Genomic DNA, 22,203 nt, shown 5'->3' with positions numbered 1-22,203 from the left:
TGCGTGTGCTTACAGATTGTAGCCACGTTCGTTGTGCTGGGCCAGATCCAGGCCGACCGCCTCTTCTTCCTCGGAGACACGCAGGCCCATGACAGCGTCCAGGACCTTGAGGATGATGAAGGTGACGATCGCGGTGTAGATCACCGTGAAGCCTACACCCTTGAGCTGAATCCACACTTGCGCGCCGATATCGGTCACGGTGCCGAAGCCACCCAGGGCCGGCGCTGCGAACACACCGGTCAGGATCGCGCCCAGGATACCGCCGATGCCGTGCACGCCGAAGGCGTCCAGGGAGTCGTCATAGCCCATTTTGCGCTTGAGGGTCGTGGCGCAGAAGAAGCACACCACGCCCGCCGCCAAGCCGATGACCAGGGCGCCCATCGGGCCCACGGTGCCGGCAGCCGGCGTAATCGCAACCAGACCCGCCACCACACCCGAGGCAATGCCCAGTGCGCTTGGCTTACCGTGGGTGATCCACTCGGCGAACATCCAGCCCAACGCCGCAGCAGCGGTTGCAATCTGGGTCACCAGCATTGCCATACCGGCGGTGCCGTTGGCCGCGATGGCGGAACCGGCGTTGAAGCCGAACCAGCCTACCCACAGCATGGCCGCGCCCATCAAGGTGTAACCCAGGTTATGCGGCGCCATCGGCGTAGTCGGGAAGCCTTTGCGCTTGCCCAGTACCAGGCACGCCACCAGGCCAGCAATACCGGCATTGATATGCACCACGGTGCCGCCAGCGAAGTCCAGCACGCCCCAGTCCCACATCAGGCCGCCGTTGCCGGACCAGACCATGTGCGCAATCGGTGCATAAACCAGGGTGAACCACACGCCCATGAAGATCAGCATCGCGGAAAACTTCATCCGCTCGGCAAAGGCACCAACGATCAGGGCCGGAGTGATGATGGCGAACGTCATCTGGAAGGTGATGAACACCGCTTCAGGGAACAGGCCCGTCAGGCTAGCGGGGGTGAGGCCCGCCAGGAATGCCTTGTTCAGACCGCCGACGAACGAATTGAAGTTGACGACGCCCTGCTCCATTCCCGTGGTGTCGAACGCGATGCTGTAGCCATAAATGACCCACAGGATGCTGATCAGGCCGGTGATGGCAAAGCATTGCATCATCACCGACAGAATGTTTTTCGACCGAACCATACCGCCGTAGAACAGCGCCAGGCCGGGAATGGTCATGAACAGTACAAGAATGGTGGCAGTGAGCATCCAGGCTGTGTCGCCGGAGTTCAGGACTGGGGCTGCCGCTTCTTCTGCCATGGCCAGGCCAGGCGTTACGAAGGACAACAGGGCTCCTAGCCCTGCGAATTTACGCAGAGTCATATTGTTTTCTCCTGGGGCGTTGGGTTTGGCGGCTTAGATAGCGTCGGTATCGGTTTCGCCGGTACGGATGCGAATAGCCTGTTCCAGATTGACCACAAAGATCTTGCCGTCACCGATCTTGCCGGTGTTGGCGGCTTTGGTGATCGCTTCGATAACCCGGTCCAGATCCTTGTCGTCAATGGCGACATCGATCTTCACCTTGGGCAGGAAATCAACCACGTATTCCGCGCCGCGATACAGCTCGGTATGACCTTTCTGCCGACCGAAGCCTTTGACCTCAGTAACGGTAATGCCCTGCACGCCGATTTCGGACAGCGACTCGCGCACGTCGTCCAACTTGAACGGCTTGATGATGGCAGTGACTAGCTTCATGAAACTTTCTCCCGAATTGGTGGACTTGCCCCAGGAAAACAAACCCGACTCAAGTCTAAGCGCAGTGCCTGGCTTTGTAACGCATCGTCGGCCCAAGTTGCCCGACCGGTGCCAGCTAACCACTCTGACGAAGCTCCCCGCCTCGTCGGCTGCACTGCATTCGTCACAGCGACTGCATCAGTGCATGGGTCATCAGCCACTAAGCAGAAACCTTGCCATCTGTGCCCAAACCTTCTGATTTCAGCCTCTTATCCACTGTGCCGGCTTGCGCCGCACCCCGAACCGGAACATTACGCACAACAACAGTGCGACGATGCCCGGTCCAGTGCGCGAAAAGCGTGCACTCCTTGCTCGCCAATTGAATATAGACGCTGCGTGATACACTGCCCTCATCGTTTTCAGGACACCTGCCATGCTTGCGCCCAAAGACCTCCTCGACGCCCTGAGCGGCCATGCCTCCCGCCTTTTGAGCGGCGACACGCCACTGCCCAAAAGCGAAATAGAAAGCCAGTTCAAGGCACTGCTGCAAAGCGGCTTCAGCAAGCTGGACCTGGTGAGCCGGGAAGAATTCGACAGCCAGATGGTCGTACTGGCCCGGACCCGGGCGCGGTTGGAGAGTCTGGAGGCGAAGGTGGCGGAGTTGGAAGCCAAGCTTGGCGCTAACGCCGAGTAAGGCTTTTCGCCAACAGTGGATGCAGGCTGGCCTCAGCCACACCCCGCAACATCCTGCCAAAATTCCCTCATTCAAATTCCGCGCCCAGGATCTCCCCCACGACTAACCTTCAAGAGCCGCAGGACGCGGCCCCTTATTCACTCAAGGAACGATTGCATGTCGCTCGCCATTGTCCATAGCCGCGCCCAAGTGGGGGTGGAGGCTCCTGCCGTTACCGTTGAAGTCCATCTGGCCAATGGCTTGCCGTCGCTGACGATGGTCGGTTTGCCTGAAGCGGCAGTGAAGGAAAGCAAGGACAGGGTGCGCAGCGCGATCATCAATTCGGGCCTGAATTTCCCGGCGCGTCGCATCACGCTGAACCTGGCGCCAGCGGATCTGCCGAAGGACGGCGGGCGGTTCGACCTGGCGATTGCCCTGGGGATCCTGGCGGCCAGCGTACAAGTGCCGACCCTGATGCTGGACGATGTGGAATGCCTCGGCGAGCTGGCGTTGTCCGGCGCGGTGCGCCCGGTGCGCGGTGTGTTGCCCGCGGCGCTGGCCGCGCGCAAGGCCGGGCGTACACTGCTGGTGCCGCGGGCGAATGCCGAGGAAGCCTGCCTGGCGTCGGGGCTGAAGGTGATCGCCGTGGATCATTTGCTCGAAGCGGTGGCGCACTTCAACGGCCACACCCCTGTGCAGCCTTATGCTTCCAATGGATTGCTCTCGGCGAGCAAGCCCTATCCCGACCTGAATGAGGTACAAGGCCAGGTCGGGGCCAAGCGCGCATTGCTGATTGCCGCTGCGGGGGCGCATAACCTGTTGTTAAGCGGGCCACCAGGCACCGGCAAGACACTGCTGGCGAGCCGTTTACCGGGATTGTTGCCGCCACTGGCTGAATGTGAGGCCCTGGAGGTCGCCGCGATCCAGTCGGTGGCCAGTTGCGTGCCGTTGAGCCATTGGCCACAGCGCCCGTTTCGCCAACCACATCACTCGGCGTCCGGCCCGGCGCTGGTGGGTGGCGGCTCAAAACCGCAACCCGGGGAAATCACCCTCGCCCACCATGGCGTGCTGTTTCTCGATGAACTGCCGGAGTTCGACCGCAAGGTTCTTGAGGTCTTGAGGGAGCCACTGGAATCGGGCCACATTGTGGTTTCGCGCGCCCGTGACCGGGTGCGCTTTCCGGCGCGCTTCCAACTGGTGGCGGCGATGAATCCCTGCCCCTGTGGATACCTTGGCGAGGCCAGCGGCCGATGCTCCTGCACGCCAGACATGGTGCAGCGCTACCGCAACAAACTCTCCGGGCCCTTACTGGACCGCATCGACCTGCACCTGACCGTCGCCCGGGAAGCCACGGCATTGAGCCCGAAAAGCGAACCCGGTGACGATACGGCTACCGTTGCCGAGCAAGTGGCCGAGGCCCGCGAACGCCAGCAACAGCGCCAGGGATGCGCCAACGCGTTCCTGGATCTGCCGGGTTTGCGTCGGCATTGCACGTTATCCACAACCGATGAGACTTGGCTGGAAACCGCCTGCGAACGACTGACCCTGTCGCTGCGAGCCGCCCACCGCCTGCTCAAGGTCGCCCGTACGCTGGCGGACCTTGAGCGGGTGGATCGAATCAGCCGGGAGCACTTGGCCGAAGCATTGCAATACCGGCCCGCCACGCCCTGATGGGCATCATGGCTTGCTCAGGTCCACCAGCGGCGTATTTCGTACCTCGGTTTGCTGGGCGCCCTGGATTTCATCGATACGTTTGAGGGCTTTATCCACGGCACCTTTATCCGCCAACAGGCTGTAGTGGATCTGGAATTGCCTGTGCTCCTTTGGTCCGATCGTGGGCACCAGGCCCAGGGGACGCTGGTAACGGCGGTTATAGGAGAAACTGGTGCCCGGCTCCAGCCCGGTCACGTAACCCTGACCTTGGGTGTCAGTGTTTTTCCACAGGGAGAACACCGGGAGCGTACCAGTGTTGAAGCCCACCGATACACCGAGGCTACCGGCCTTGTTGTGCAGCACGGTGAGCGTGTCGCCCTTGGCATCGGCATAAGGCACAACGTTATAGACGGTTTCGTCGTAGTCCTTGGTTGGCCCTCGGTAGGTTTGCCAATCCGCCAGATCGCCCTTGGCCTTGTCGTTGAACGGCGAGACCTGCTTGACCGGTGCAGCGAAACGAGCCCCCTGTTCCAGGAACGGTGTGCTGAAATTGCTGTGGTAGAGGGCCTGGTATTCCTTCGGGTAGTCGCCATTGTTGATCAGTGTGTCCTTGAGCGCGAAGGTCACGCTGCCGGGCTCGGTCAGCAGTTCGGTTTGTACCGAGAAATCGACCTTCTTGAAGGCTTGCTCCTTCAGCTCGCCCCGCAGAGTAATTGCATAAGGCGGCTTTTCATCGATGTGCAGCGTCACTCTGTTGGCCGGGATGTTGGCGGCGCGGCCATGCAGAGTCAGCAGCTCGCCGTTGTCCATGCCGGGATGGCCGACCCATTCGTAGCCACAGCGGGTCACCAGTTCGTTGAAACCTTCGAGCCAGCCCAGCCCACCGCGGCCGTTGAGTTCGATGAAAGACGGATTGACCACTTCCTTGACCGGCGAATCCCAACCCATACGCACTTCACCGACCGAGGCCTGCAGCACGTTCATGCCCCGCGTCGGGACGACCGAGAGCTTCATCGTGCCGTTGTCGATATCGACGATGCTGACGCCTTCTTGCCGACCGCCATGCAGGGTGCGCATCGTCACGGAGAAGGGCTTGTCGGTTTTCACGCCGAGCTGCTGGCTGGTGATTGTCCAGGGCTGAGCAGCTTTATCGGTGTCGAGCAGGACGTAATCCCAGGCCATGGCGTGGGACGTAGCGCCCAGGGCGCTGAGGGCGATGACAAGTTTGAGCGCATTCATAAGGGGCAGCCTTTTCTTGGAGTTGTGCGGTTTTTATAGACTTGAAGAAACGTTTCAGCAAGCTTAAAAACAGCGAATACCTTGAAAAGACGCAGTGCTGGAGCAACCGGCCTTAGCGCAAACAGGTTTGCTTTTAGATATCGGTGGGTCAGTTACAGGGATGCTGGCCCTAAGGCCCTCTTCGCGAGCAAGCCCGCTCCCACATTGATCGGGGATGGCCGCAAAATGTCCGTTCGCCGCCAAGCCCCTGTGGGAGCGAGCTTGCTCGCGATAGCGGTGGGTCAGTTGCGATGATGTTGGCTAGGCCGCCGCCTTCGCGAGAAAACTCGCTCCCAGAGGGTTCTGGGGTGAGTTTGCTCGCGACGGGATCGGCAGAAGGAGTATCAGCGGAACCGGTCAACCTCTTTGCGCAGGTCCTGCGCCAGCTTTTCCAGTTCCTTGGCGGTGATCGCCAGGTTCGAGACCACTTCGCGCTGTTCGCTGTTGGCCATGGCGATGCTTTGCAGGTTGCTGCTGAGCAGGGTGGCGGTGCTGCTTTGCTCTTGAGTGGCGGTGGTGATCGCCGCGAATTGCTGGCCGGCCGAACGGCTTTGCTCGTCGATGCGCGCCAGGGCCGAGGCCACGTTGGCATTGCGCGACAAGCCTTCTTGCATCAGCAAGTTGCCTTTTTCCATGGTGCTGATGGCGTTACCGGTTTCCTGCTGGATGCTGTTGATCATGCCGGAAATTTCGTCAGTAGCCTGACGGGTACGGGAGGCCAGGCTACGGACTTCGTCAGCCACCACGGCAAAACCCCGCCCCTGCTCGCCCGCACGGGCGGCCTCGATGGCCGCGTTGAGCGCCAGCAGGTTGGTTTGTTCAGCGATCGAGGTGATCACCCCGACAATGCCACCGATTTCCTGGGACCGCTGGCCCAAGGTGTTGATGACCGTGGCCGTGCTGTTCAGCGCGCCAGCAATTTGCTCCAGCGACGAGGACGCTTCATCCATCGACGTGCGGCCAATGCGAGTTTGCTGGGCGTTATCCTGGGCCAGGCGCTCGGTGTTGCCCATGTTATCGGCGATGTTCAACGAGGTAGCGCTGAATTCTTCCACTGCACCGGCCATGCTGGTGATTTCGCCGGACTGCTGCTCCATCCCCTCATACGCCCCGCTGGATAATCCGGACAGGGCCTGGGCTCGGCTATTGACCTCTTGAGAGGCCTTGCGGATATGCTCGACCATGGTCGACAGGGCCTGGCTCATCTGGTTGAAAGCACGGGCCAACTGACCGATTTCGTCGTGGCTCGACACGTTCAGACGCACGCTCAGGTCGCCGGCGCCCAGCGCCTCGGCCTGACGCACCAGATCGCCCAGTGGAGCCAGTTTGCTGCGCAGCAGCCACACGGCCGAGCCAACGGCCAGCAACATGGCCAGCAAACTGCCGATAGCCAGTTGCGTACCGACACTCCAGGTCACGGCGCGAATCTCGGCTTTCGGCATGCTCGCCACCACCGCCCATGGGCCGTCCTCGAACGGCACGGCGACGCTGTAGAAGTCTTCGGCGGTATCGCTCCAGAACGCACCTTTGCCCGGCTTCTTGACCAGTTCCTTGATGGTCGCGGTCGCCTGCTCCAGCGCTTGCACACCCGCTGGCGGAACCAGCCATTTGTTTTGCTCATCCAGCACGGCCAGCGAACCGGTCTGGCCGATACGGAAGCGCTTGAGGTTCTCGAACTGGGCGTTCTGCGCGTCGGTGTAATCGAATCCCACATACAGCACGGCAATGATCTTGCCGCTGCTATCGCGTACGGGTGTGTACTGCGACATGTAGAAGCGCCCGAAGAGCAAGGCCCGACCAATATAGCTCTGCCCACTCATTACCGGGGCATAAGCCGGGCCAGCACGGTCGAGCACAGTGCCGATCGCCCGCGTACCGTCCTGCTTGGTCAACGAAGTGCTCACGCGGATGAAATCGTCGCCGCTGCGCACGAACACCGTCGCCACCCCGGCGGTTGTCTGCTTGAACTCATCAACTTCCTTGAAGTTGTTGTTCAACACTTCACTGCCCAATCTCAGGGTTGGAGCTTGCACACCTGCCACCGCGACCGGCTCATCCGGGTGCACGCTCAGGCCCACGCTGAAACGTTTATCGAACAGCCCGCTCAGTCGCTGCGTGCTTTCACGCAGGGTGCCATGGAAGGTATTGAGCTGGTCGGCCATGAGGCGCGCTTCGCTGGCCAGGTGCTCTTCACGGGTCGCGAGGTTGGCGGAGTCCAGCGAGCGCAAGGCAAAGACGGTGCTGCCGGAGATCACGATCGCCAGTATCACGGCGAGGGCAAGGCCCAGCTGTGAGGCGATTCGGGCACGAGGTTGAGACATGACGGCTCCTGGCCAAGTGACCGGATCATCCTGATCACGTCGCACACTCGGCAATTTTATTCGGGTGATATGTAGGCAGTCCCTTTCCAATACGAAAGTACTACTTCCACACATTCGGCGGCGAAACCGAATACTTGAGCGGTTTGGAAGGAATAATGCCCGGTGGCCAGTACGGGCGCTTCAACGATTCAGCCAAGACGCTTTACGTCAGGTAATTGCATGGCCTTCACTTCGTTCTGGAGAAAATCGCTCAGACGGCGCAAACGTTCACCTCCTGGCCGGGTTTTTGGCCAGACGAGGTAATAGTGCTCGCCGCTGGCCACGGCAGTAGGCCAGGGCAGGCTCAAGCGCCCTTGGGCCACGTCCTCGGCCACCATCAATAGATCACCCATGGACACGCCGTAACCACGCGCCGCCGCGATCATGCCCAGTTCCAGCGTATCGAACACCTGCCCGCCCTTGAGCGAGACTTGATCGGACAAGCCCATGCGCAAAAGCCAGTTGCGCCAGTCCCGACGGTCCGGTGTGGGATGGAGCAATTCTGCGCTGGCCAACCGCGCCACATCCCAAGGCTGATCGTTCAACAGGTTCGGCGCGCCTACCGGTATCAGTTCCTCGGGAAACAGCAGGCTTGCCTCCCAGTCAGTAGGAAAATGTCCGTTACCCAGTAATACCGCGCAGTCGAAAGGTTCGGTGTTGAAGTCCACCGAGTCGACGTCCATCCAGGCGCTGGTCAGTTGCACTTCGTTACCGGGCTGGAGATGCCGAAAGCGGCTCAGGCGCGCCAACAGCCAACGCATGGTCAGTGTGGACGGCGCCTTCATGCGCAGGATGCCATCTTCGCCATGCAAGGTATGACAGGCCCGTTCCAGCGCCATGAAACCCTCACGCACGCCCGGCAGCAGCAACCGCGCCGCCTCGGTCAACTGCAAGTTGCGGCCACTGCGCTGGAACAGCCGACAGGCGAAGTGCTCTTCGAGTGTACGAATATGCCGGCTGACGGCACTTTGAGTAATCGACAGCTCTTCGGCCGCCCGGGTGAACGAGCTGTATCGCGCCGCCGCTTCGAATGCCCGCAACGCATAAAGAGGAGGGAGACGACGAGACATCGGGAAAGCTCCTATGGCGATAGTTACGCACCCTATCAGAAAGTTTTCAGCATGAGTTTTAATCATGCCAGTGATCGCTTTTATCCTTTTGTGCAAACCGCTGAGAGCGCCGAGAATCACCGTTTTACAGCCTTGTTTGAACATGGAGTGTGATGATCATGCAGCATCCGGTGCGAATCGAACTCTGGGCTATCCTGCGGCTGGCGGGGCCGTTGATTGCCTCGCAGTTGGCGCACATGCTGATGGTCCTGACCGATACCCTGATGATGGCGCGCCTGAGCCCCGAAGCCCTGGCCGGCGGTGGACTCGGCGCGGCGAGCTATTCATTCGTCTCGATTTTTTGCATCGGTGTGATCGCCGCAGTGGGCACGTTGGTGGCGATTCGGCAGGGCGCCGGTGATGTCGAAGGCGCCACCCGACTGACTCAGGCCGGGTTGTGGCTGGCCTGGTTGATGGCGTTGGTGGCCGGGCTCCTGCTGTGGAACCTCAAGCCGGTTCTGTTGCTGTTCGGCCAGACTGAAACCAACGTCCTGGCCGCCGGCCAGTTCTTGCTGGCCCTGCCATTCGCCCTGCCCGGCTATCTGAGCTTCATGGCCCTGCGCGGCTTCACCAGCGCCATCGGCCGGGCTACGCCAGTGATGGTGATCAGCCTTGGCGGCACGGTGGCCAACTTCCTGCTCAATTACGCACTGATCACCGGCATGTTCGGCTTGCCAAAACTGGGGCTGATGGGCATCGGCCTGGTCACAGCCATCGTTGCCAACTGCATGGCCCTGGCGCTGGCCTGGCATATTCACCGGCATCACGCCTACCGCGCTTATCCGTTGCTCAAGGGTCTGTCGCGCCCCAACCGTCACTACCTCAAGGAACTGTGGCGCCTGGGCCTACCCATTGGCGGCACTTACGCGGTGGAAGTCGGGCTGTTCGCGTTCGCCGCGCTGTGCATCGGCACCATGGGCAGCACCCCCTTGGCAGCGCACCAGATCGCCCTGCAGATCGTCTCGGTGGCGTTCATGGTTCCGGCGGGAATGTCGTATGCAATCACCATGCGCATCGGCCAGCACTATGGCGCCGGGCAACTGCTGATGGCACGGCTGGCCGGTCGGGTGGGCATCGGCTTCGGCGCAGCGGTCATGCTGGCGTTCGCCATGGTGTTCTGGCTGCTGCCAAACCCCTTGGTCGGCTTGTTCCTGGACCACGACGACCCGGCGTTTCGTGGGGTGATCGAGCTCGCAGTGAGCCTGTTGGCGGTAGCGGCGTGGTTCGAGCTGTTCGACGGCGCGCAAACCATTGCCATGGGCTGTATCCGTGGGCTCAAGGACGCCAAGACCACCTTCCTGGTGGGCCTGGGTTGTTATTGGCTGATTGGCGCACCGGCGGCCTGGTGGATGGCCTTCCACCTGAACTGGGGACCGACCGGCGTCTGGTGGGGCTTGGCCCTGGGTCTGGCCTGCGCGGCGGTGAGCCTGACGGCGGCGTTTGAGTGGAAGATGAAGCGGATGATCCGCAGTGAGCCTGGGCTGAGGCGTTTCGAAAGCATCCAAGCCGACTGAGGTTCCCTATGTGGGAGCGGGCTTGCTCGCGAAGGCGGTGTATCAGCCAGAAATATATCGACTGATCCACCGTCTTCGCGAGCAAGCCCGCTCCCACAGGGTTTTGTGTCAGCTGATTTCCAGCATCGACTGCTGATCACCCTCGAACGTCAAGTACTCAACCAACTCCGGAAACGGCAACGGCTTGCTGATCAGGAAACCCTGCACCTGGTCGCAACCAAAGCCGCGTAGCAAGTCCAGTTGTTCCTGGGTTTCTACACCTTCGGCCACTACTTCCAGGTTGAGGTTGTGGGCCAGGTTGATCATCGCATGGACCAATTTGCGATTTTCCTCGCGCTGCTCCATGCCACCCACGAAGCTCTTGTCGATCTTGAGCAAGGCGATGGGCAAGCTGTTGAGGTGCACGAACGAGGAGAAGCCGGTGCCGAAGTCATCCAGGGAAAAGCGCACCCCCAGACGACCCAGGGCATCCATGGTCTGTTTGACCAATTCGCTGCGGCGCATGACGGCGGTTTCGGTGAGTTCGAATTCCAACCATTGAGCCTCGACGCCCCGCTCGGCGATCAAGCGGCTCAGGGTCGGCAGCAACTGGCTGTCCTGAAACTGCCGGAACGACAGGTTGACCGCCATGTGCAACGGCGCCAACCCCCGCTCGCGCAGCGATTGCATGTCCCGCAACGCCCGGGAAATCACCCAGTAGCCCAACGGCACGATCAGCCCGCTCTGTTCGGCCAGCGGGACGAACTCACTGGGTGGCAGAAGCCCGCGTTCGCCGTGGCGCCAGCGCACCAGGGCTTCGAGGCCGACAATATTGCCGCCCACGAGGTCCAATCGCGGCTGGTAATGCAGCTCCAGCTCGTCGCGACGCAGCGCCCGGCGCAATTCGCTCTCCAGGTCAGCGAGGCTGCGGGCATTGCGATTGATGCGTTCGTTGAAGATATGAAAGGTGCAACCCTGTGTGCTCTTGGCCTGCTGCATGGCGATATGAGCGTGCCACATCAGCGGGTCCGCACCGGCCTGGGCGCGCGCGTGGGCGATCCCCAGGCTGCAACCGATCAGCAGGCTTTCACCATCGACCCAATAGGGTTCGGCCATGGCTTCGGTGATGCGCTCGGCCATCCATTCAGCCCGCTGAGGCGCCCGGCGGGTGTCGATCAGCAGGGCGAATTCGTCGCTGCCCAGGCGTGCCAGTTGATCACCGGCCTCAAGCGAACCTTTGAGCCTCGACACGACTTGCAGGATCAAGCGGTCACCGGCCTGGTGGCCGAGGGCATCGTTGGCGTGACGGAAGTTATCCAGATCCAGATGACCGAGCGCCAGGCCACGACCTTCGTTTTCAGCCAGGCGCGCCGCCAGCAGGGTTTGGAAGCCCTGGCGATTGGCGATGCCGGTCAACGGATCCTGTTCGGCGAGACGCTGCAGCGTGTTTTCCAGCACCCCACGCTCGCGCACATGGCGCAGGCAACGGCGCAGAGTGGCCGCATCAAGCACATCACGCACCAGCCAATCGCTGACGCCATCAGGCGGGTTCGCAGGTTCGTGCTCAAGCAACAGGACAGTCGGCAAACGACAACGACCGGGTGCCGGTTGCAGCGCCGCAACAGTCAGCAGTACCGCGTTGTGGGTGTCTTCGAACAGGCTGCTGACCGACTCCCAGCTCGGGGCACTGATCAACACGACCGACGGCCCCATGGGGGTCAGGCACTCGCGCAAAATCGCTGACCATACCGGCTCTTCGGCCAATAGCAGCAAACGCAAGGGTTCGACAGACGTTGACAAGCTGACTCCCTAGACTCTGCAAGGTAATAGGCGCCGGGCATTATGACCTGCTGACCGCTAATGACCAATGCCAATGGTTCTCAAACACTTGCTTTAGACGGCTTTTTTACACTCGAAGTCGAACGTTAGAGGCAAATTCGCCCCACATCCTGCGTGAAAGTAGCAAAAGCGGCAAATGACAATACTGTGTTACGTCACAAGTCGGACAGAGCAGCACAATTCTCTGAGCCTGTTAAAATGCCGGCCCATTTCGCAAACGACTCCCTGACCCTGTCATGTCCCGACTCAATCCCCGGCAGCAAGAAGCCGTGAACTATGTCGGCGGCCCTCTTTTGGTGCTCGCCGGTGCAGGCTCCGGCAAGACCAGTGTGATCACCCGCAAGATCGCGCACCTGATCCAGAATTGCGGTATTCGCGCCCAGTATATCGTCGCCATGACCTTCACCAACAAGGCCGCCCGGGAAATGAAAGAGCGCGTCGGCGGCCTGCTGCGCGCCGGCGAAGGCCGTGGTCTGACGGTTTGCACTTTCCATAACCTGGGCCTGAACATCATCCGCAAGGAACATGCACGGCTGGGCTACAAGCCGGGTTTCTCGATTTTCGACGAGACCGATGTCAAGGCGCTGATGACCGACATCATGCAAAAGGAATATTCGGGCGACGACGGCGTGGACGAGATCAAGAACATGATCGGCGCCTGGAAAAACGACCTGATCCTGCCGCCCCAGGCCCTGGAAAACGCCCGTAATCCCAAGGAACAGACCGCCGCCATCGTGTACGCTCATTACCAGCGCACGCTCAAGGCGTTCAACGCGGTGGACTTCGACGACCTGATCCTGCTACCGGTCAAGCTGTTTCAGGACCACGCCGACATCCTTGAAAAGTGGCAGAACAAGGTCCGCTACCTGCTGGTGGATGAATACCAGGACACCAACGCCAGCCAGTATCTGCTGGTGAAGCTGCTGATCGGCATCCGCAACCAGTTCACCGTGGTGGGCGACGACGACCAGTCGATCTACGCCTGGCGCGGCGCGCGGCCGGAAAACCTGATGTTGCTCAAGGAAGACTACCCGTCGCTCAAAGTGGTGATGCTGGAGCAGAACTACCGCTCCACCAGCCGCATCCTGCGCTGCGCCAACGTGTTGATCTCCAACAACCCCCACGAGTTCGAAAAGCAACTGTGGAGCGAGATGGGCCACGGCGACGAGATCCGCGTGATCCGCTGCCGCAACGAAGACGCCGAAGCCGAGCGCGTGGCCATGGAAATCCTCAGCCTGCACCTGCGCACCGACCGGCCGTACAGCGACTTCGCGATCCTGTATCGCGGCAACTACCAGGCCAAGCTGATCGAGCTGAAGTTGCAGCATCACCAAATCCCGTATCGCCTGTCGGGGGGCAACAGCTTTTTCGGCCGTCAGGAAGTGAAGGACCTGATGGCCTATTTCCGCTTGATCGTGAACCCGGACGACGACAACGCCTTCCTGCGGGTGATCAACGTCCCGCGCCGGGAAATCGGCTCGACCACCCTGGAAAAACTCGGCAACTACGCCACCGAGCGCAAAATCTCGATGTACGCCGCCACCGACGAAATCGGCCTGGGCGAGCATCTGGACAGCCGCTTCACCGACCGTCTGGCGCGCTTCAAACGCTTCATGGACAAGGTGCGCGAACAATGCGCTGGCGAAGACCCGATCTCGGCGTTGCGCAGCATGGTCATGGACATCGACTACGAGAACTGGCTGCGCACCAACAGCTCCAGTGACAAGGCCGCGGACTATCGCATGGGCAACGTCTGGTTCTTGATCGAGGCGTTGAAAAACACCCTGGAAAAGGACGAAGACGGTGACATGACTGTCGAGGACGCCATCGGCAAGCTCGTGCTGCGGGACATGCTTGAACGCCAGCAGGAAGAAGAGGACGGCGCCGAAGGCGTGCAGATGATGACTCTTCACGCCTCCAAGGGGCTGGAATTCCCCTACGTGTTCATCATGGGCATGGAAGAAGAGATCCTGCCCCACCGCTCCAGCATCGAAGCCGACACCATCGAAGAAGAGCGGCGCCTGGCCTACGTCGGTATTACCCGCGCACGTCAGACGCTGGCCTTTACCTTCGCCGCCAAGCGCAAGCAATACGGCGAGGTGATCGACTGCGCCCCGAGCCGCTTCCTCGATGAGCTGCCGCCGGACGATCTGGCCTGGGAAGGCAATGACGACACACCGACCGAGGTCAAGGCCGTTCGCGGCAATAGCGCCCTGGCCGATATACGAGCGATGCTCAAGCGCTAGAATCGACTACTTTTCAGCGAACTTTTACCCATTTCCAGGGGCGCCGAAGGCGTCATTAAAGGAGGCTTGATGGAAGCCCTGCAGCAGAAAATTCGTGAACACGGCATCGTACTTTCCGATCAGGTTCTGAAAGTCGATGCTTTTCTGAACCACCAGATCGACCCGCAATTGATGAAACTGATCGGCGACGAATTTGCCGCGCTGTTCAAGGATTCGGGCATCACCAAGATCGTCACCATCGAAGCTTCGGGCATTGCCCCGGCGATCATGACCGGCCTGAACCTGGGCGTTCCGGTGATTTTTGCCCGCAAACAACACTCCCTGACCCTGACGGAGAACCTGTTGTCAGCGACCGTGTATTCGTTCACCAAACAGACCGAAAGCACCGTGGCCATCAGCCCGCGCCACCTGACCAGCAGCGACCGGGTACTGATCATTGATGACTTCCTGGCCAACGGCAAGGCCTCCCAGGCGCTGATCTCCATCATCAAGCAGGCCGGCGCCACCGTGGCTGGCCTGGGGATCGTGATCGAGAAATCGTTTCAGGGCGGTCGTGCGGAGCTGGATGCCCAGGGGTATCGGGTTGAGTCCCTGGCCCGGGTGCAATCGCTGGCCGGTGGCGTCGTGACCTTTATCGATTGATCAGCACCGATCTCCCACAAGGGATCTGCGGCGGTCATTGGATAGCGGTGATCTTGAGACCCGCGAGCAACAAGCGCTGGCCCAGCTCTTCTTTCAGCCCTTCGGGGCTCGCCAACTGCATCCGCTCCAAATGCCCGGGAAACTCCGACGGCGGCGGCGCATCCAGTGCCGCCTTGCCCAGCTCCAACATCTCGGTGAGTTTGAACTTGCTCTTGAGCCAGTTCAGCGCACGCAACAGGTCTCGCTCCACCCCGTCGAAATCGCAGCCCAGTGGATACTCCGGGAACAAATTCGGATGCCGCGCCTGGATGGCCTGCAAGCGTTCCGAGGTGTTGTCGGTGAACCGCGGATCAAGGCGGAAATCCTTCGGCAACTTGCCGGCATTTTGCGCCTGCTCGATCAGCTCCGGCTGGAAGCGTGAGTCGCTGATGTTCAGCAGCGCCTCGATCACCGCAGCATCAGTCTTGCCCCGCAGGTCAGCGATACCGTATTCAGTCACCACGATGTCTCGCAGGTGCCGGGGAATGGTGCAATGGCCGTATTCCCAGACGATGTTCGAACTGATCTCGCCCCCCGCCTCGCGCCAACTGCGCAGAAGCAGAATGGAACGGCCGCCCTCCAGCGCATGGCCCTGGGCAACGAAGTTGTACTGCCCGCCCACGCCGCTGAGTACGCGACCGTCTTCCAGTTGATCCGCCACCCCGGCGCCCAGCAAGGTCATGGTGAAAACCGTGTTGATGAAGCGTGCGTCGAGTCGCTGCAGGCGCTTGAGTCGTTCCTGGCCGTACAGCTCGTTGATGTAACTGATGCGGGTCATGTTGAATTCGAGGCGCCGACTCTGGGGCACCTCGCGTAAGCGTTCGTAAAAACTGCGAGGGCCGAGGAAGAATCCGCCATGGATGCAGATGCCATCGGGTTGCGCCGCCTCGTCGAGGGTGCCGGCGTTGGCCCGTTCCTGGGTCGTCTCGTCGGGATAGACCCTGCGCCGGATAATTCCGGCCTCCGCCAACACCAGCAAACCGTTGACGAACATTTCGCTGCAACCGTACAACCCTTTGGCAAAGGGCTCGACCCCGCCCTCGCGTTCGATCAACTGCGCCCACTGGCTGAGATTCAACTCCGCCAGCAACGCCTGGTAAGCATCATTGTCGGCTTGACGCGCCAGCAGCGCCGCCGTCAACGCATCGCCCATGGAGCCGATGCCGATCTGCAACGTACCGCCGTCACGCACCAGGGCACTGGCGTGCAAGCCGATCATATGGTCCTGAAACCCCACCGGCATGTTCGGCGTGGAAAACAGCGTGTGGCTGTCCTTTTCATCGATTAACAGGTCGAACGTGTCCATGCCGACTTCCGCGTCGCCGGGCATATAGGGCAGATCGCTGTGAACCTGGCCCACCATGAGGATGGTCTCCCCCGCCGCACGCCGCTTGGCGATCATCGGCAACAGGTCGAGGGTGATGTCGGGGTTGCAACTCAGGCTCAGACGGTCAGGATGCTGCGGATCACTGGCCACCAATTGCGCAATCAGGTTCAAGCCGGCGGCATTGATGTCCCGCGCGGCATGACTGTAGTTGCTGCTGACGTAATCCTGCTGGGCCGACGCACTGTGCAACAGACTGCCCGGTTGCAGGAAGAATTGCTGGACGCGGATGTTGGCCGGCAGGCTGTCGCGGTGCAGATCGGCCAGGTAATCCAGTTCCGGATAATCACCAAAAACCCGCTCGATAAAAGGTTCGAGAAAGCGCTTCTGCAACCCTTCGCCCAGATTGGGTCGGCCCAGGCTCAGGGCCGTGTAGATGGTCAGTTGGCGCTCGGGCAGTTGCGCGATACGCCGGTACAGCGCATTGGCGAACAGATTGGGTTTGCCCAACCCCAGGGGCATCCCCAGATGAATGTGCGCTGGCAGGCGCGCGAGTACGTCATCCACCGCCTGTTCGATTGAACACAACTGCACCATCCGACCCTCCTGGACATTCCATGAATGTGGGTTGGACCGAGCTTGCCGGGTCTTGGTTGCGATGAACAGCTTTGTAAAACCACCGGGCACAAAAAAACCGCTCGCAAGCGGCTTTTTTGTCGAAGATGCTGGTGTTTACAGACCCGACATCTCTTTGATGGCACCCTTGAGCTCATCATCCGAGCAATCGGCGCAAGTGCCCTTAGGCGGCATGGCATTGATACCGGAGATCGCTTTAGCGAGGAGCCCATCAAGGCCACCTTCTTTCTTGGCTCGTTCACCCCAGGCTGCCGCGTCGCCGATCTTCGGAGCATTCAGCAGGCCGGTACCGTGGCAAGCATTACAGTGTTTTGCAATAACGTCTTTCGGCGTCTTGGCACCGCCGCCGCCAGCCGAAGCCACGACTTCCATGCCTTTGCATTCCTGCCCCTGAACGCAGACCTGGCCGACCGGTTCCAGGCGCTTGGCGATTTCGTCGTTGGTCGCCGCTTGGGCGCTGACCGCCCATAGGGCCAATACGGTTGCTGGTGCAGCCAGCATTTTCATAATTAGGTTCACGCGTACACCCTCAATGGTGGCTAGTCACGCCTGCGGCCACGGTTTGCAGGCGGGCGCAAGTATAGCGGGAAGGCCGTCACACTGAAACAACCCCAAAGTCGCAAGGGTCTTGTTTGTCATGACAGCTCATCCTTCGGGCGCCTTTGTCGTCCGGGTCTGGCGCCTCTTTTCTAGAAGTTGGCCGGTGTGGCTGCGCTGATCAGTCGCGCCGGCACATCGAACGGATTACGGAAACGGTGTGGCTTGGTGCTCTCGAAATAATAGCTATCGCCCGCTTCAAGCACGAAGGTTTCGACGCCGACCACCAATTCCAGCCGCCCCTCCACCAGAATCCCGGTCTCCTCACCCTCATGGGTAAGCATCTCGTCACCGGTGTCGGCGCCAGGCGGGTAGATTTCGTTCAAAAAGGCAATCGCCCGGCTCGGGTGCGCCCTGCCCACCAGCTTCATGGTGACGGCGCCGTCGGAAATGTCGATCAGTTCATTGGCTTTGTAGACGATCTGAGTCGGTTTCTCCTGAAGGATCTCTTCGGAGAAAAACTCGACCATGGACATGGGAATCCCGCCAAGGACCTTACGCAGCGAGCTGATCGAGGGGCTGACGCTGTTTTTCTCGATCATCGAAATGGTGCTGTTGGTGACGCCCGCGCGCTTGGCGAGTTCACGCTGGGAAAGGCCTTTGAGTTTACGAATGGATTGCAGTCGTTCACCGACGTCCAATGCTGGAGCCTCCAGGGAATCAGGTTGTGTGGAAAGTGAGCGTTATCATGGCGACAGCGTTCAGTATTTACAACACTTTGACCTCAATCCCGTGCGGTGAAGCGACTTTCGGTAGGTTGCGCTTTGCGTCAGCCCCCGCAATAGAGCCGTGGCACCCGGCGCAGGTTGCAGAAAATCTGATAAGGGATCGTGCCGGCCGCCTTCGCGACATCGCTGGCCAGGATAGTCTTGCCCCACAGCTCCACGGTCGAACCGAGCCCGGCCTGGGGGATATCAGTCAAATCCACGCACAGCATGTCCATCGACACCCGCCCGATCAGTTGGCTTGGCTGTCCATCCACCAGCACTGCCGTACCGTTCGGCGCCTGGCGCGGGTAACCGTCGGCGTAGCCCATGGCAACCACGCCGACCCGCGTCGGTTGCGCGGTGACAAAACGGGCGCCATAGCCCACCGGCTCCCCGACGGGCAATTCACGCACGCTGATGATCTTCGACTCCAGTGTCATGACCGGCTGCAGCCGCGCGGCAACGGCGTTGGCTTCCTCAAAGGGTGTCGCACCGTACAGCATGATGCCTGGCCGCACCCAGTCGCTGGGCATTTGCGGCCAGCCCAGCACGGCTGGGGAGTTGCGCAAACTGATCTGCGCCGCCAACCCCTGGCGGGCCGCCTCAAACACGGCCAGTTGCTCGGTGCTGCTGGGATCGTGCAGCTCATCGGCACGGGCGAAATGGCTCATCAACACAATCTTCGCCACCTTGCCGCTGGCCAGCAGTCGACGATAGGCCGCCTGATAATCCGCCGGATGCAGCCCCACCCGATGCATCCCCGAGTCGAGCTTGAGCCAGACCGTAATCGGCTTGTTCAGGGTCGCGTTTTCAATCGCTTCGAGCTGCCACAACGAATGCACTACACACCAGAAATCGTGTTCGACGATCAGCGACAGTTCATCGGCCTCGAAGAAACCTTCCAGCAACAAAACCGGCCCTTGAATCCCGCCGGCCCGCAGTTCCAGCGCTTCTTCAATGCAGGCCACGGCGAAACCGTCGGCCGTGTCCTGCAAAGCCTCGGCGCAGCGCACCGCGCCGTGCCCATAGGCATCGGCCTTGATCACCGCAAGGGCTTTGGCTCCCGTCACTTCGCGGGCCAATTGGTAGTTGTGACGCAAGGCTTGAAGGTCGATCAGGGCACGGGCAGGACGCATGGCGGCAGGCTTCTAGGCGGACGAGGTAAAAAAAACGGCGCTGGCTGACGGCACGAACCACCAACAGCACCGCAAGAGGGATCGTTTTCCGGGTTTAGGGCAGCGCGGCCACGACGGACAGCTCCACCAGGATTTCCGGTTCGCACAGCTTGGCCTGCACAGTAGCCCGGGCTGGCGCGACGCCGTTGGGCAGCCATTTGTCCCAGATCGCGTTCATGCCTTCGAAATGGGCGTCGATGTCTTTCAAGTAAATCGTCACCGACAGCAGGTGGTTTTTGTCGGTCCCGGCCAGGTCCAGCAAACGCTCGATATTGGCCAGGGTTTCCCGGGTCTGCTGCTCGATACCGGCACTCATGTCGTCGCCAACCTGCCCGGCAAGGTAAACGGTGCCGTTGTGCAGGACGACCTGACTCATGCGGTCATTGGTGAGCTGGCGCTGGATTGACATGTTTTGCAGACTCCTGGTGTTTACTGCCATAACGGGAAATATCGAGGCCTTCGGCGCTGATCTGTGGTTTTTTCTTCGCCATCAGGTCCGCCAGCAAGCGCCCGGAACCACAGGCCATGGTCCAACCAAGGGTGCCGTGGCCGGTGTTCAGGAACAGGTTCTTGAACGGGGTGGCGCCCACGATCGGCGTGCCATCCGGGGTGGTCGGACGCAGGCCGGTCCAGAAACTGGCCTGGGCCAGATCGCCGCCCTGAGGATAAAGGTCGTTGACGATCATCTCCAGGGTTTCACGCCGACGCGGGTTGAGAGACAGGTCAAAACCGGCGATTTCCGCCATGCCGCCCACGCGGATGCGGTTATCGAACCGGGTAATCGCGACCTTGTAGGTTTCGTCGAGAATGGTCGAGGTCGGAGCCATCGCAGGGTTGGTGATCGGCACGGTCAGGGAATAACCCTTGAGCGGATACACCGGTGCACGAATGCCCAGCGGCTTGAGCAATTGCGGCGAATAGCTGCCCAAAGCCAGGACATAGCGGTCGGCGGTTTCCAGCTTGCCGTCGATCCAGACGCCGTTGATGCGATCACCGGCGTAGTCAAGGCGCTGGATATCCTGGCCAAAGCGGAACTCTACCCCAAGCTTCACGGCCATTTCCGCCAGACGCGTGGTAAACATCTGACAGTCGCCAGTCTGGTCATTGGGCAGACGCAAGGCTCCGGCCAGGATGTCAGTGACATTGGCCAACGCCGGCTCGACGCGGGCGATGCCTTCACGGTCCAGCACTTCGAAGGGCACGCCGGACTCTTTCAGCACGGCGATGTCTTTGGCCGCGCCATCAACCTGAGCCTGGGTACGGAACAATTGTGTAGTCCCCAGACTGCGGCCTTCGTAGGCAATCCCGGTTTCGGCGCGCAATTCGTCGAGGCAGTCGCGGCTGTACTCGGACAGGCGCACCATGCGCTCCTTGTTGACGGCATAACGATTGGCGGTGCAGTTGCGCAGCATCTGCGCCATCCACAGGTACTGGTCGATGTCGGCGGTGGCTTTGATCGCCAACGGTGCGTGGCGTTGCAGGAGCCACTTGATGGCCTTGAGTGGCACACCTGGCGCGGCCCACGGCGAGGCATAACCCGGCGACACCTGGCCGGCATTGGCAAAACTGGTTTCCATGGCTGGCGCCGGCTGACGGTCAACCACCACGACTTCAAACCCGGCGCGGGCCAGGTAGTAAGCACTGACGGTACCGATGACGCCGCTACCTAAAACCAGAACGCGCATGTTGAAGCCCTCATCGCGGATAACCGCTGACGTTTTGTTGTACTGACCGTTATGTGCGCAGTTTAGAAAAGATCAGCCAGTGCTTTTCACTATATAAATGCCTATATTTGGCGAGAATTCTCGGCAAAAACCCTTTTCATGGAGGCGCATCACCTGTGCGGACCAACACTCAGACCAAACGTGAGCTGGACAAGATCGACCGCAACATCCTGCGCATCCTCCAGGCGGATGGACGGATTTCCTTTACAGAGCTTGGGGAAAAGGTCGGCCTCTCCACCACGCCTTGCACCGAGCGGGTTCGTCGCCTGGAGCGCGAGGGCATCATCATGGGTTATAACGCCCGGCTCAATCCGCAGCATTTGAAGGGGAGTCTGCTGGTGTTTGTCGAAATCAGCCTCGACTACAAGTCCGGCGACACCTTTGAAGAATTCCGGCGCGCGGTGCTGAAATTGCCTCACGTGCTCGAATGCCATCTGGTGTCAGGCGACTTTGACTATCTGGTGAAGGCGCGGATTTCCGAGATGGCGTCGTACCGCAAGCTGTTGGGCGACATCCTGCTCAAGCTGCCCCACGTGCGCGAATCCAAGAGCTACATCGTGATGGAAGAAGTGAAGGAGAGCTTGAACCTGCCAATTCCGGATTGAGGGGCGTTCTTGGCTACACCAACACCTGCCGGGTGCTGGCCATGTATTCGTGAATCTGCTTCTCGACCCGGGGATGGATCAACTCCACTGGCCGTCGCCCGTTTGGGCACGGCAGGGTGGCGGTGGTGCCGAACAACCGACAGATCAGCGGCCGCTCGTCATAGACCGTGCAGCCATTGGGTCCCAGGTGTACGCAGTCGAGCGCTTCCATGGCCGCGTCCTGTTCGGCGCGGGTCTTGCGCGGCAAGCGGGCCATTTCCTCCGGCGAGGTGGTCACTGGTCCGCAGCAGTCATGGCAGCCCGGTACGCACTCGAACGAGGGAATCTGTTGGCGCAACGTGCGGATTTTTTGACTGTTGCAGCTCATCGAAGCGGCTACCGAGACGGGACAAGGCAGGATTCTGCACGAAAAGGCTT

The 22,203-nt window shown here is 60.6% G+C and carries 19 protein-coding genes; 6 read left to right on the top strand and 13 right to left on the bottom strand.

Annotated features, from left to right (window positions below; genetic code table 11):
* Positions 1 to 9 precede the first annotated feature (9 nt).
* Positions 10 to 1,335 carry an ammonium transporter gene (locus AAIS01_RS11640; RefSeq protein ID WP_343469078.1) on the bottom strand — a complete coding sequence of 442 codons (1,326 nt, stop codon included), beginning with the start codon at positions 1,333 to 1,335 and terminating at the stop codon, positions 10 to 12.
* Between the two features lie 33 nt (positions 1,336 to 1,368).
* Positions 1,369 to 1,707 (bottom strand): P-II family nitrogen regulator, encoded by a 339-nt coding sequence (gene glnK / locus AAIS01_RS11635; RefSeq protein WP_002555808.1) that lies wholly within the window; start codon positions 1,705 to 1,707, stop codon positions 1,369 to 1,371.
* Between the two features lie 412 nt (positions 1,708 to 2,119).
* On the opposite strand from glnK, the gene AAIS01_RS11630 reads away from it, so the two are divergent.
* Positions 2,120 to 2,380: an accessory factor UbiK family protein gene (locus AAIS01_RS11630; protein WP_214913945.1), complete on the top strand. Its 261-nt coding sequence runs from the start codon at positions 2,120 to 2,122 to the stop codon at positions 2,378 to 2,380.
* A 156-nt stretch (positions 2,381 to 2,536) separates the two neighbouring features.
* On the top strand, positions 2,537 to 4,030 hold the full coding sequence (locus AAIS01_RS11625) for a YifB family Mg chelatase-like AAA ATPase (RefSeq protein ID WP_343469077.1): 1,494 nt from the start codon (positions 2,537 to 2,539) through the stop codon (positions 4,028 to 4,030).
* A gap of 6 nt (positions 4,031 to 4,036) precedes the next feature.
* On the opposite strand, the gene AAIS01_RS11620 is transcribed toward AAIS01_RS11625, so the two are convergent.
* The 3 genes from AAIS01_RS11620 to AAIS01_RS11610 all read right to left on the bottom strand — a co-directional run bounded on the left by AAIS01_RS11620 (position 4,037) and on the right by AAIS01_RS11610 (position 8,720).
* Entirely contained in the window at positions 4,037 to 5,251 is a 1,215-nt protein-coding gene (locus AAIS01_RS11620) for an aldose 1-epimerase family protein (protein WP_343469076.1), read from the bottom strand.
* A gap of 383 nt (positions 5,252 to 5,634) precedes the next feature.
* Entirely contained in the window at positions 5,635 to 7,611 is a 1,977-nt protein-coding gene (locus AAIS01_RS11615; RefSeq protein WP_343469075.1) for a methyl-accepting chemotaxis protein, read from the bottom strand.
* Between the two features lie 188 nt (positions 7,612 to 7,799).
* Complete coding sequence (locus AAIS01_RS11610; RefSeq protein WP_343469074.1) at positions 7,800 to 8,720, bottom strand: LysR substrate-binding domain-containing protein; 921 nt, start codon at positions 8,718 to 8,720, stop codon at positions 7,800 to 7,802.
* A gap of 158 nt (positions 8,721 to 8,878) precedes the next feature.
* Between AAIS01_RS11610 and AAIS01_RS11605 the strand changes: the two genes are divergently transcribed.
* On the top strand, positions 8,879 to 10,273 hold the full coding sequence (locus AAIS01_RS11605) for a NorM family multidrug efflux MATE transporter (RefSeq protein ID WP_343469245.1): 1,395 nt from the start codon (positions 8,879 to 8,881) through the stop codon (positions 10,271 to 10,273).
* Between the two features lie 108 nt (positions 10,274 to 10,381).
* Here AAIS01_RS11605 and AAIS01_RS11600 read toward each other — a convergent pair whose 3' ends face one another.
* Positions 10,382 to 12,052, bottom strand: a complete 1,671-nt coding sequence (locus tag AAIS01_RS11600; RefSeq protein WP_343469073.1) for a putative bifunctional diguanylate cyclase/phosphodiesterase — start codon at positions 12,050 to 12,052, stop codon at positions 10,382 to 10,384.
* Positions 12,053 to 12,327: 275 nt separating this feature from the next.
* Here AAIS01_RS11600 and rep point away from each other — a divergent pair, with 275 nt between their 5' ends.
* Complete coding sequence (gene rep / locus AAIS01_RS11595) at positions 12,328 to 14,337, top strand: DNA helicase Rep (RefSeq protein ID WP_047226146.1); 2,010 nt, start codon at positions 12,328 to 12,330, stop codon at positions 14,335 to 14,337.
* Positions 14,338 to 14,406: 69 nt separating this feature from the next.
* Entirely contained in the window at positions 14,407 to 14,979 is a 573-nt protein-coding gene (locus tag AAIS01_RS11590) for a xanthine phosphoribosyltransferase (RefSeq protein ID WP_186655254.1), read from the top strand.
* 34 nt (positions 14,980 to 15,013) lie between these two features.
* On the opposite strand, the gene AAIS01_RS11585 is transcribed toward AAIS01_RS11590, so the two are convergent.
* From AAIS01_RS11585 to dadA, 6 genes are all read right to left on the bottom strand, one after another.
* On the bottom strand, positions 15,014 to 16,939 hold the full coding sequence (locus tag AAIS01_RS11585; RefSeq protein ID WP_343469072.1) for an acetyl-CoA hydrolase/transferase C-terminal domain-containing protein: 1,926 nt from the start codon (positions 16,937 to 16,939) through the stop codon (positions 15,014 to 15,016).
* Between the two features lie 135 nt (positions 16,940 to 17,074).
* Complete coding sequence (locus tag AAIS01_RS11580; RefSeq protein WP_343469071.1) at positions 17,075 to 17,485, bottom strand: c-type cytochrome; 411 nt, start codon at positions 17,483 to 17,485, stop codon at positions 17,075 to 17,077.
* Between the two features lie 182 nt (positions 17,486 to 17,667).
* On the bottom strand, positions 17,668 to 18,216 hold the full coding sequence (locus tag AAIS01_RS11575) for a cupin domain-containing protein (RefSeq protein WP_135847759.1): 549 nt from the start codon (positions 18,214 to 18,216) through the stop codon (positions 17,668 to 17,670).
* A gap of 128 nt (positions 18,217 to 18,344) precedes the next feature.
* Positions 18,345 to 19,418, bottom strand: a complete 1,074-nt coding sequence (gene alr, locus AAIS01_RS11570; protein WP_343469070.1) for an alanine racemase — start codon at positions 19,416 to 19,418, stop codon at positions 18,345 to 18,347.
* Positions 19,419 to 19,512: 94 nt separating this feature from the next.
* Positions 19,513 to 19,866 carry a RidA family protein gene (locus AAIS01_RS11565; protein WP_092395033.1) on the bottom strand — a complete coding sequence of 118 codons (354 nt, stop codon included), beginning with the start codon at positions 19,864 to 19,866 and terminating at the stop codon, positions 19,513 to 19,515.
* Positions 19,838 to 21,142, bottom strand: coding sequence for a D-amino acid dehydrogenase (gene dadA / locus AAIS01_RS11560; RefSeq protein WP_343469069.1), 1,305 nt, complete (start codon positions 21,140 to 21,142; stop codon positions 19,838 to 19,840). Before dadA ends, AAIS01_RS11565 begins: the two co-directional genes overlap by 29 nt.
* A gap of 155 nt (positions 21,143 to 21,297) precedes the next feature.
* Here dadA and AAIS01_RS11555 point away from each other — a divergent pair, with 155 nt between their 5' ends.
* Complete coding sequence (locus AAIS01_RS11555) at positions 21,298 to 21,786, top strand: Lrp/AsnC ligand binding domain-containing protein (protein WP_003206849.1); 489 nt, start codon at positions 21,298 to 21,300, stop codon at positions 21,784 to 21,786.
* A gap of 13 nt (positions 21,787 to 21,799) precedes the next feature.
* On the opposite strand, the gene AAIS01_RS11550 is transcribed toward AAIS01_RS11555, so the two are convergent.
* Positions 21,800 to 22,153: a YkgJ family cysteine cluster protein gene (locus AAIS01_RS11550; RefSeq protein WP_003206850.1), complete on the bottom strand. Its 354-nt coding sequence runs from the start codon at positions 22,151 to 22,153 to the stop codon at positions 21,800 to 21,802.
* Between the last annotated feature and the right edge of the window lie 50 nt (positions 22,154 to 22,203).

This window comes from Pseudomonas halotolerans, assembly GCF_039581215.1.
GTDB lineage: Bacteria > Pseudomonadota > Gammaproteobacteria > Pseudomonadales > Pseudomonadaceae > Aquipseudomonas > Aquipseudomonas tehranensis.
The sequence above is the reverse complement of the archived record's forward strand: the minus strand, read 5'-3'. Positions and strand labels throughout refer to the sequence as shown.

Bases quoted from the DNA above. Each gene is read 5' to 3' on its own strand.
- AAIS01_RS11640 (WP_343469078.1), bottom strand. From the start codon at position 1,335: ATGACTCTGCGTAAATTCGCAGGGCTAGGAGCCCTGTTGTCCTTCGTA.
- glnK (WP_002555808.1), bottom strand. From the start codon at position 1,707: ATGAAGCTAGTCACTGCCATCATCAAGCCGTTCAAGTTGGACGACGTG.
- AAIS01_RS11630 (WP_214913945.1), top strand. From the start codon at position 2,120: ATGCTTGCGCCCAAAGACCTCCTCGACGCCCTGAGCGGCCATGCCTCC.
- AAIS01_RS11625 (WP_343469077.1), top strand. From the start codon at position 2,537: ATGTCGCTCGCCATTGTCCATAGCCGCGCCCAAGTGGGGGTGGAGGCT.
- AAIS01_RS11620 (WP_343469076.1), bottom strand. From the start codon at position 5,251: ATGAATGCGCTCAAACTTGTCATCGCCCTCAGCGCCCTGGGCGCTACG.
- AAIS01_RS11615 (WP_343469075.1), bottom strand. From the start codon at position 7,611: ATGTCTCAACCTCGTGCCCGAATCGCCTCACAGCTGGGCCTTGCCCTC.
- AAIS01_RS11610 (WP_343469074.1), bottom strand. From the start codon at position 8,720: ATGTCTCGTCGTCTCCCTCCTCTTTATGCGTTGCGGGCATTCGAAGCG.
- AAIS01_RS11605 (WP_343469245.1), top strand. From the start codon at position 8,879: ATGCAGCATCCGGTGCGAATCGAACTCTGGGCTATCCTGCGGCTGGCG.
- rep (WP_047226146.1), top strand. From the start codon at position 12,328: ATGTCCCGACTCAATCCCCGGCAGCAAGAAGCCGTGAACTATGTCGGC.
- AAIS01_RS11590 (WP_186655254.1), top strand. From the start codon at position 14,407: ATGGAAGCCCTGCAGCAGAAAATTCGTGAACACGGCATCGTACTTTCC.
- AAIS01_RS11585 (WP_343469072.1), bottom strand. From the start codon at position 16,939: ATGGTGCAGTTGTGTTCAATCGAACAGGCGGTGGATGACGTACTCGCG.
- AAIS01_RS11580 (WP_343469071.1), bottom strand. From the start codon at position 17,485: ATGAAAATGCTGGCTGCACCAGCAACCGTATTGGCCCTATGGGCGGTC.
- alr (WP_343469070.1), bottom strand. From the start codon at position 19,418: ATGCGTCCTGCCCGTGCCCTGATCGACCTTCAAGCCTTGCGTCACAAC.
- AAIS01_RS11565 (WP_092395033.1), bottom strand. From the start codon at position 19,866: ATGTCAATCCAGCGCCAGCTCACCAATGACCGCATGAGTCAGGTCGTC.
- dadA (WP_343469069.1), bottom strand. From the start codon at position 21,142: ATGCGCGTTCTGGTTTTAGGTAGCGGCGTCATCGGTACCGTCAGTGCT.
- AAIS01_RS11550 (WP_003206850.1), bottom strand. From the start codon at position 22,153: ATGAGCTGCAACAGTCAAAAAATCCGCACGTTGCGCCAACAGATTCCC.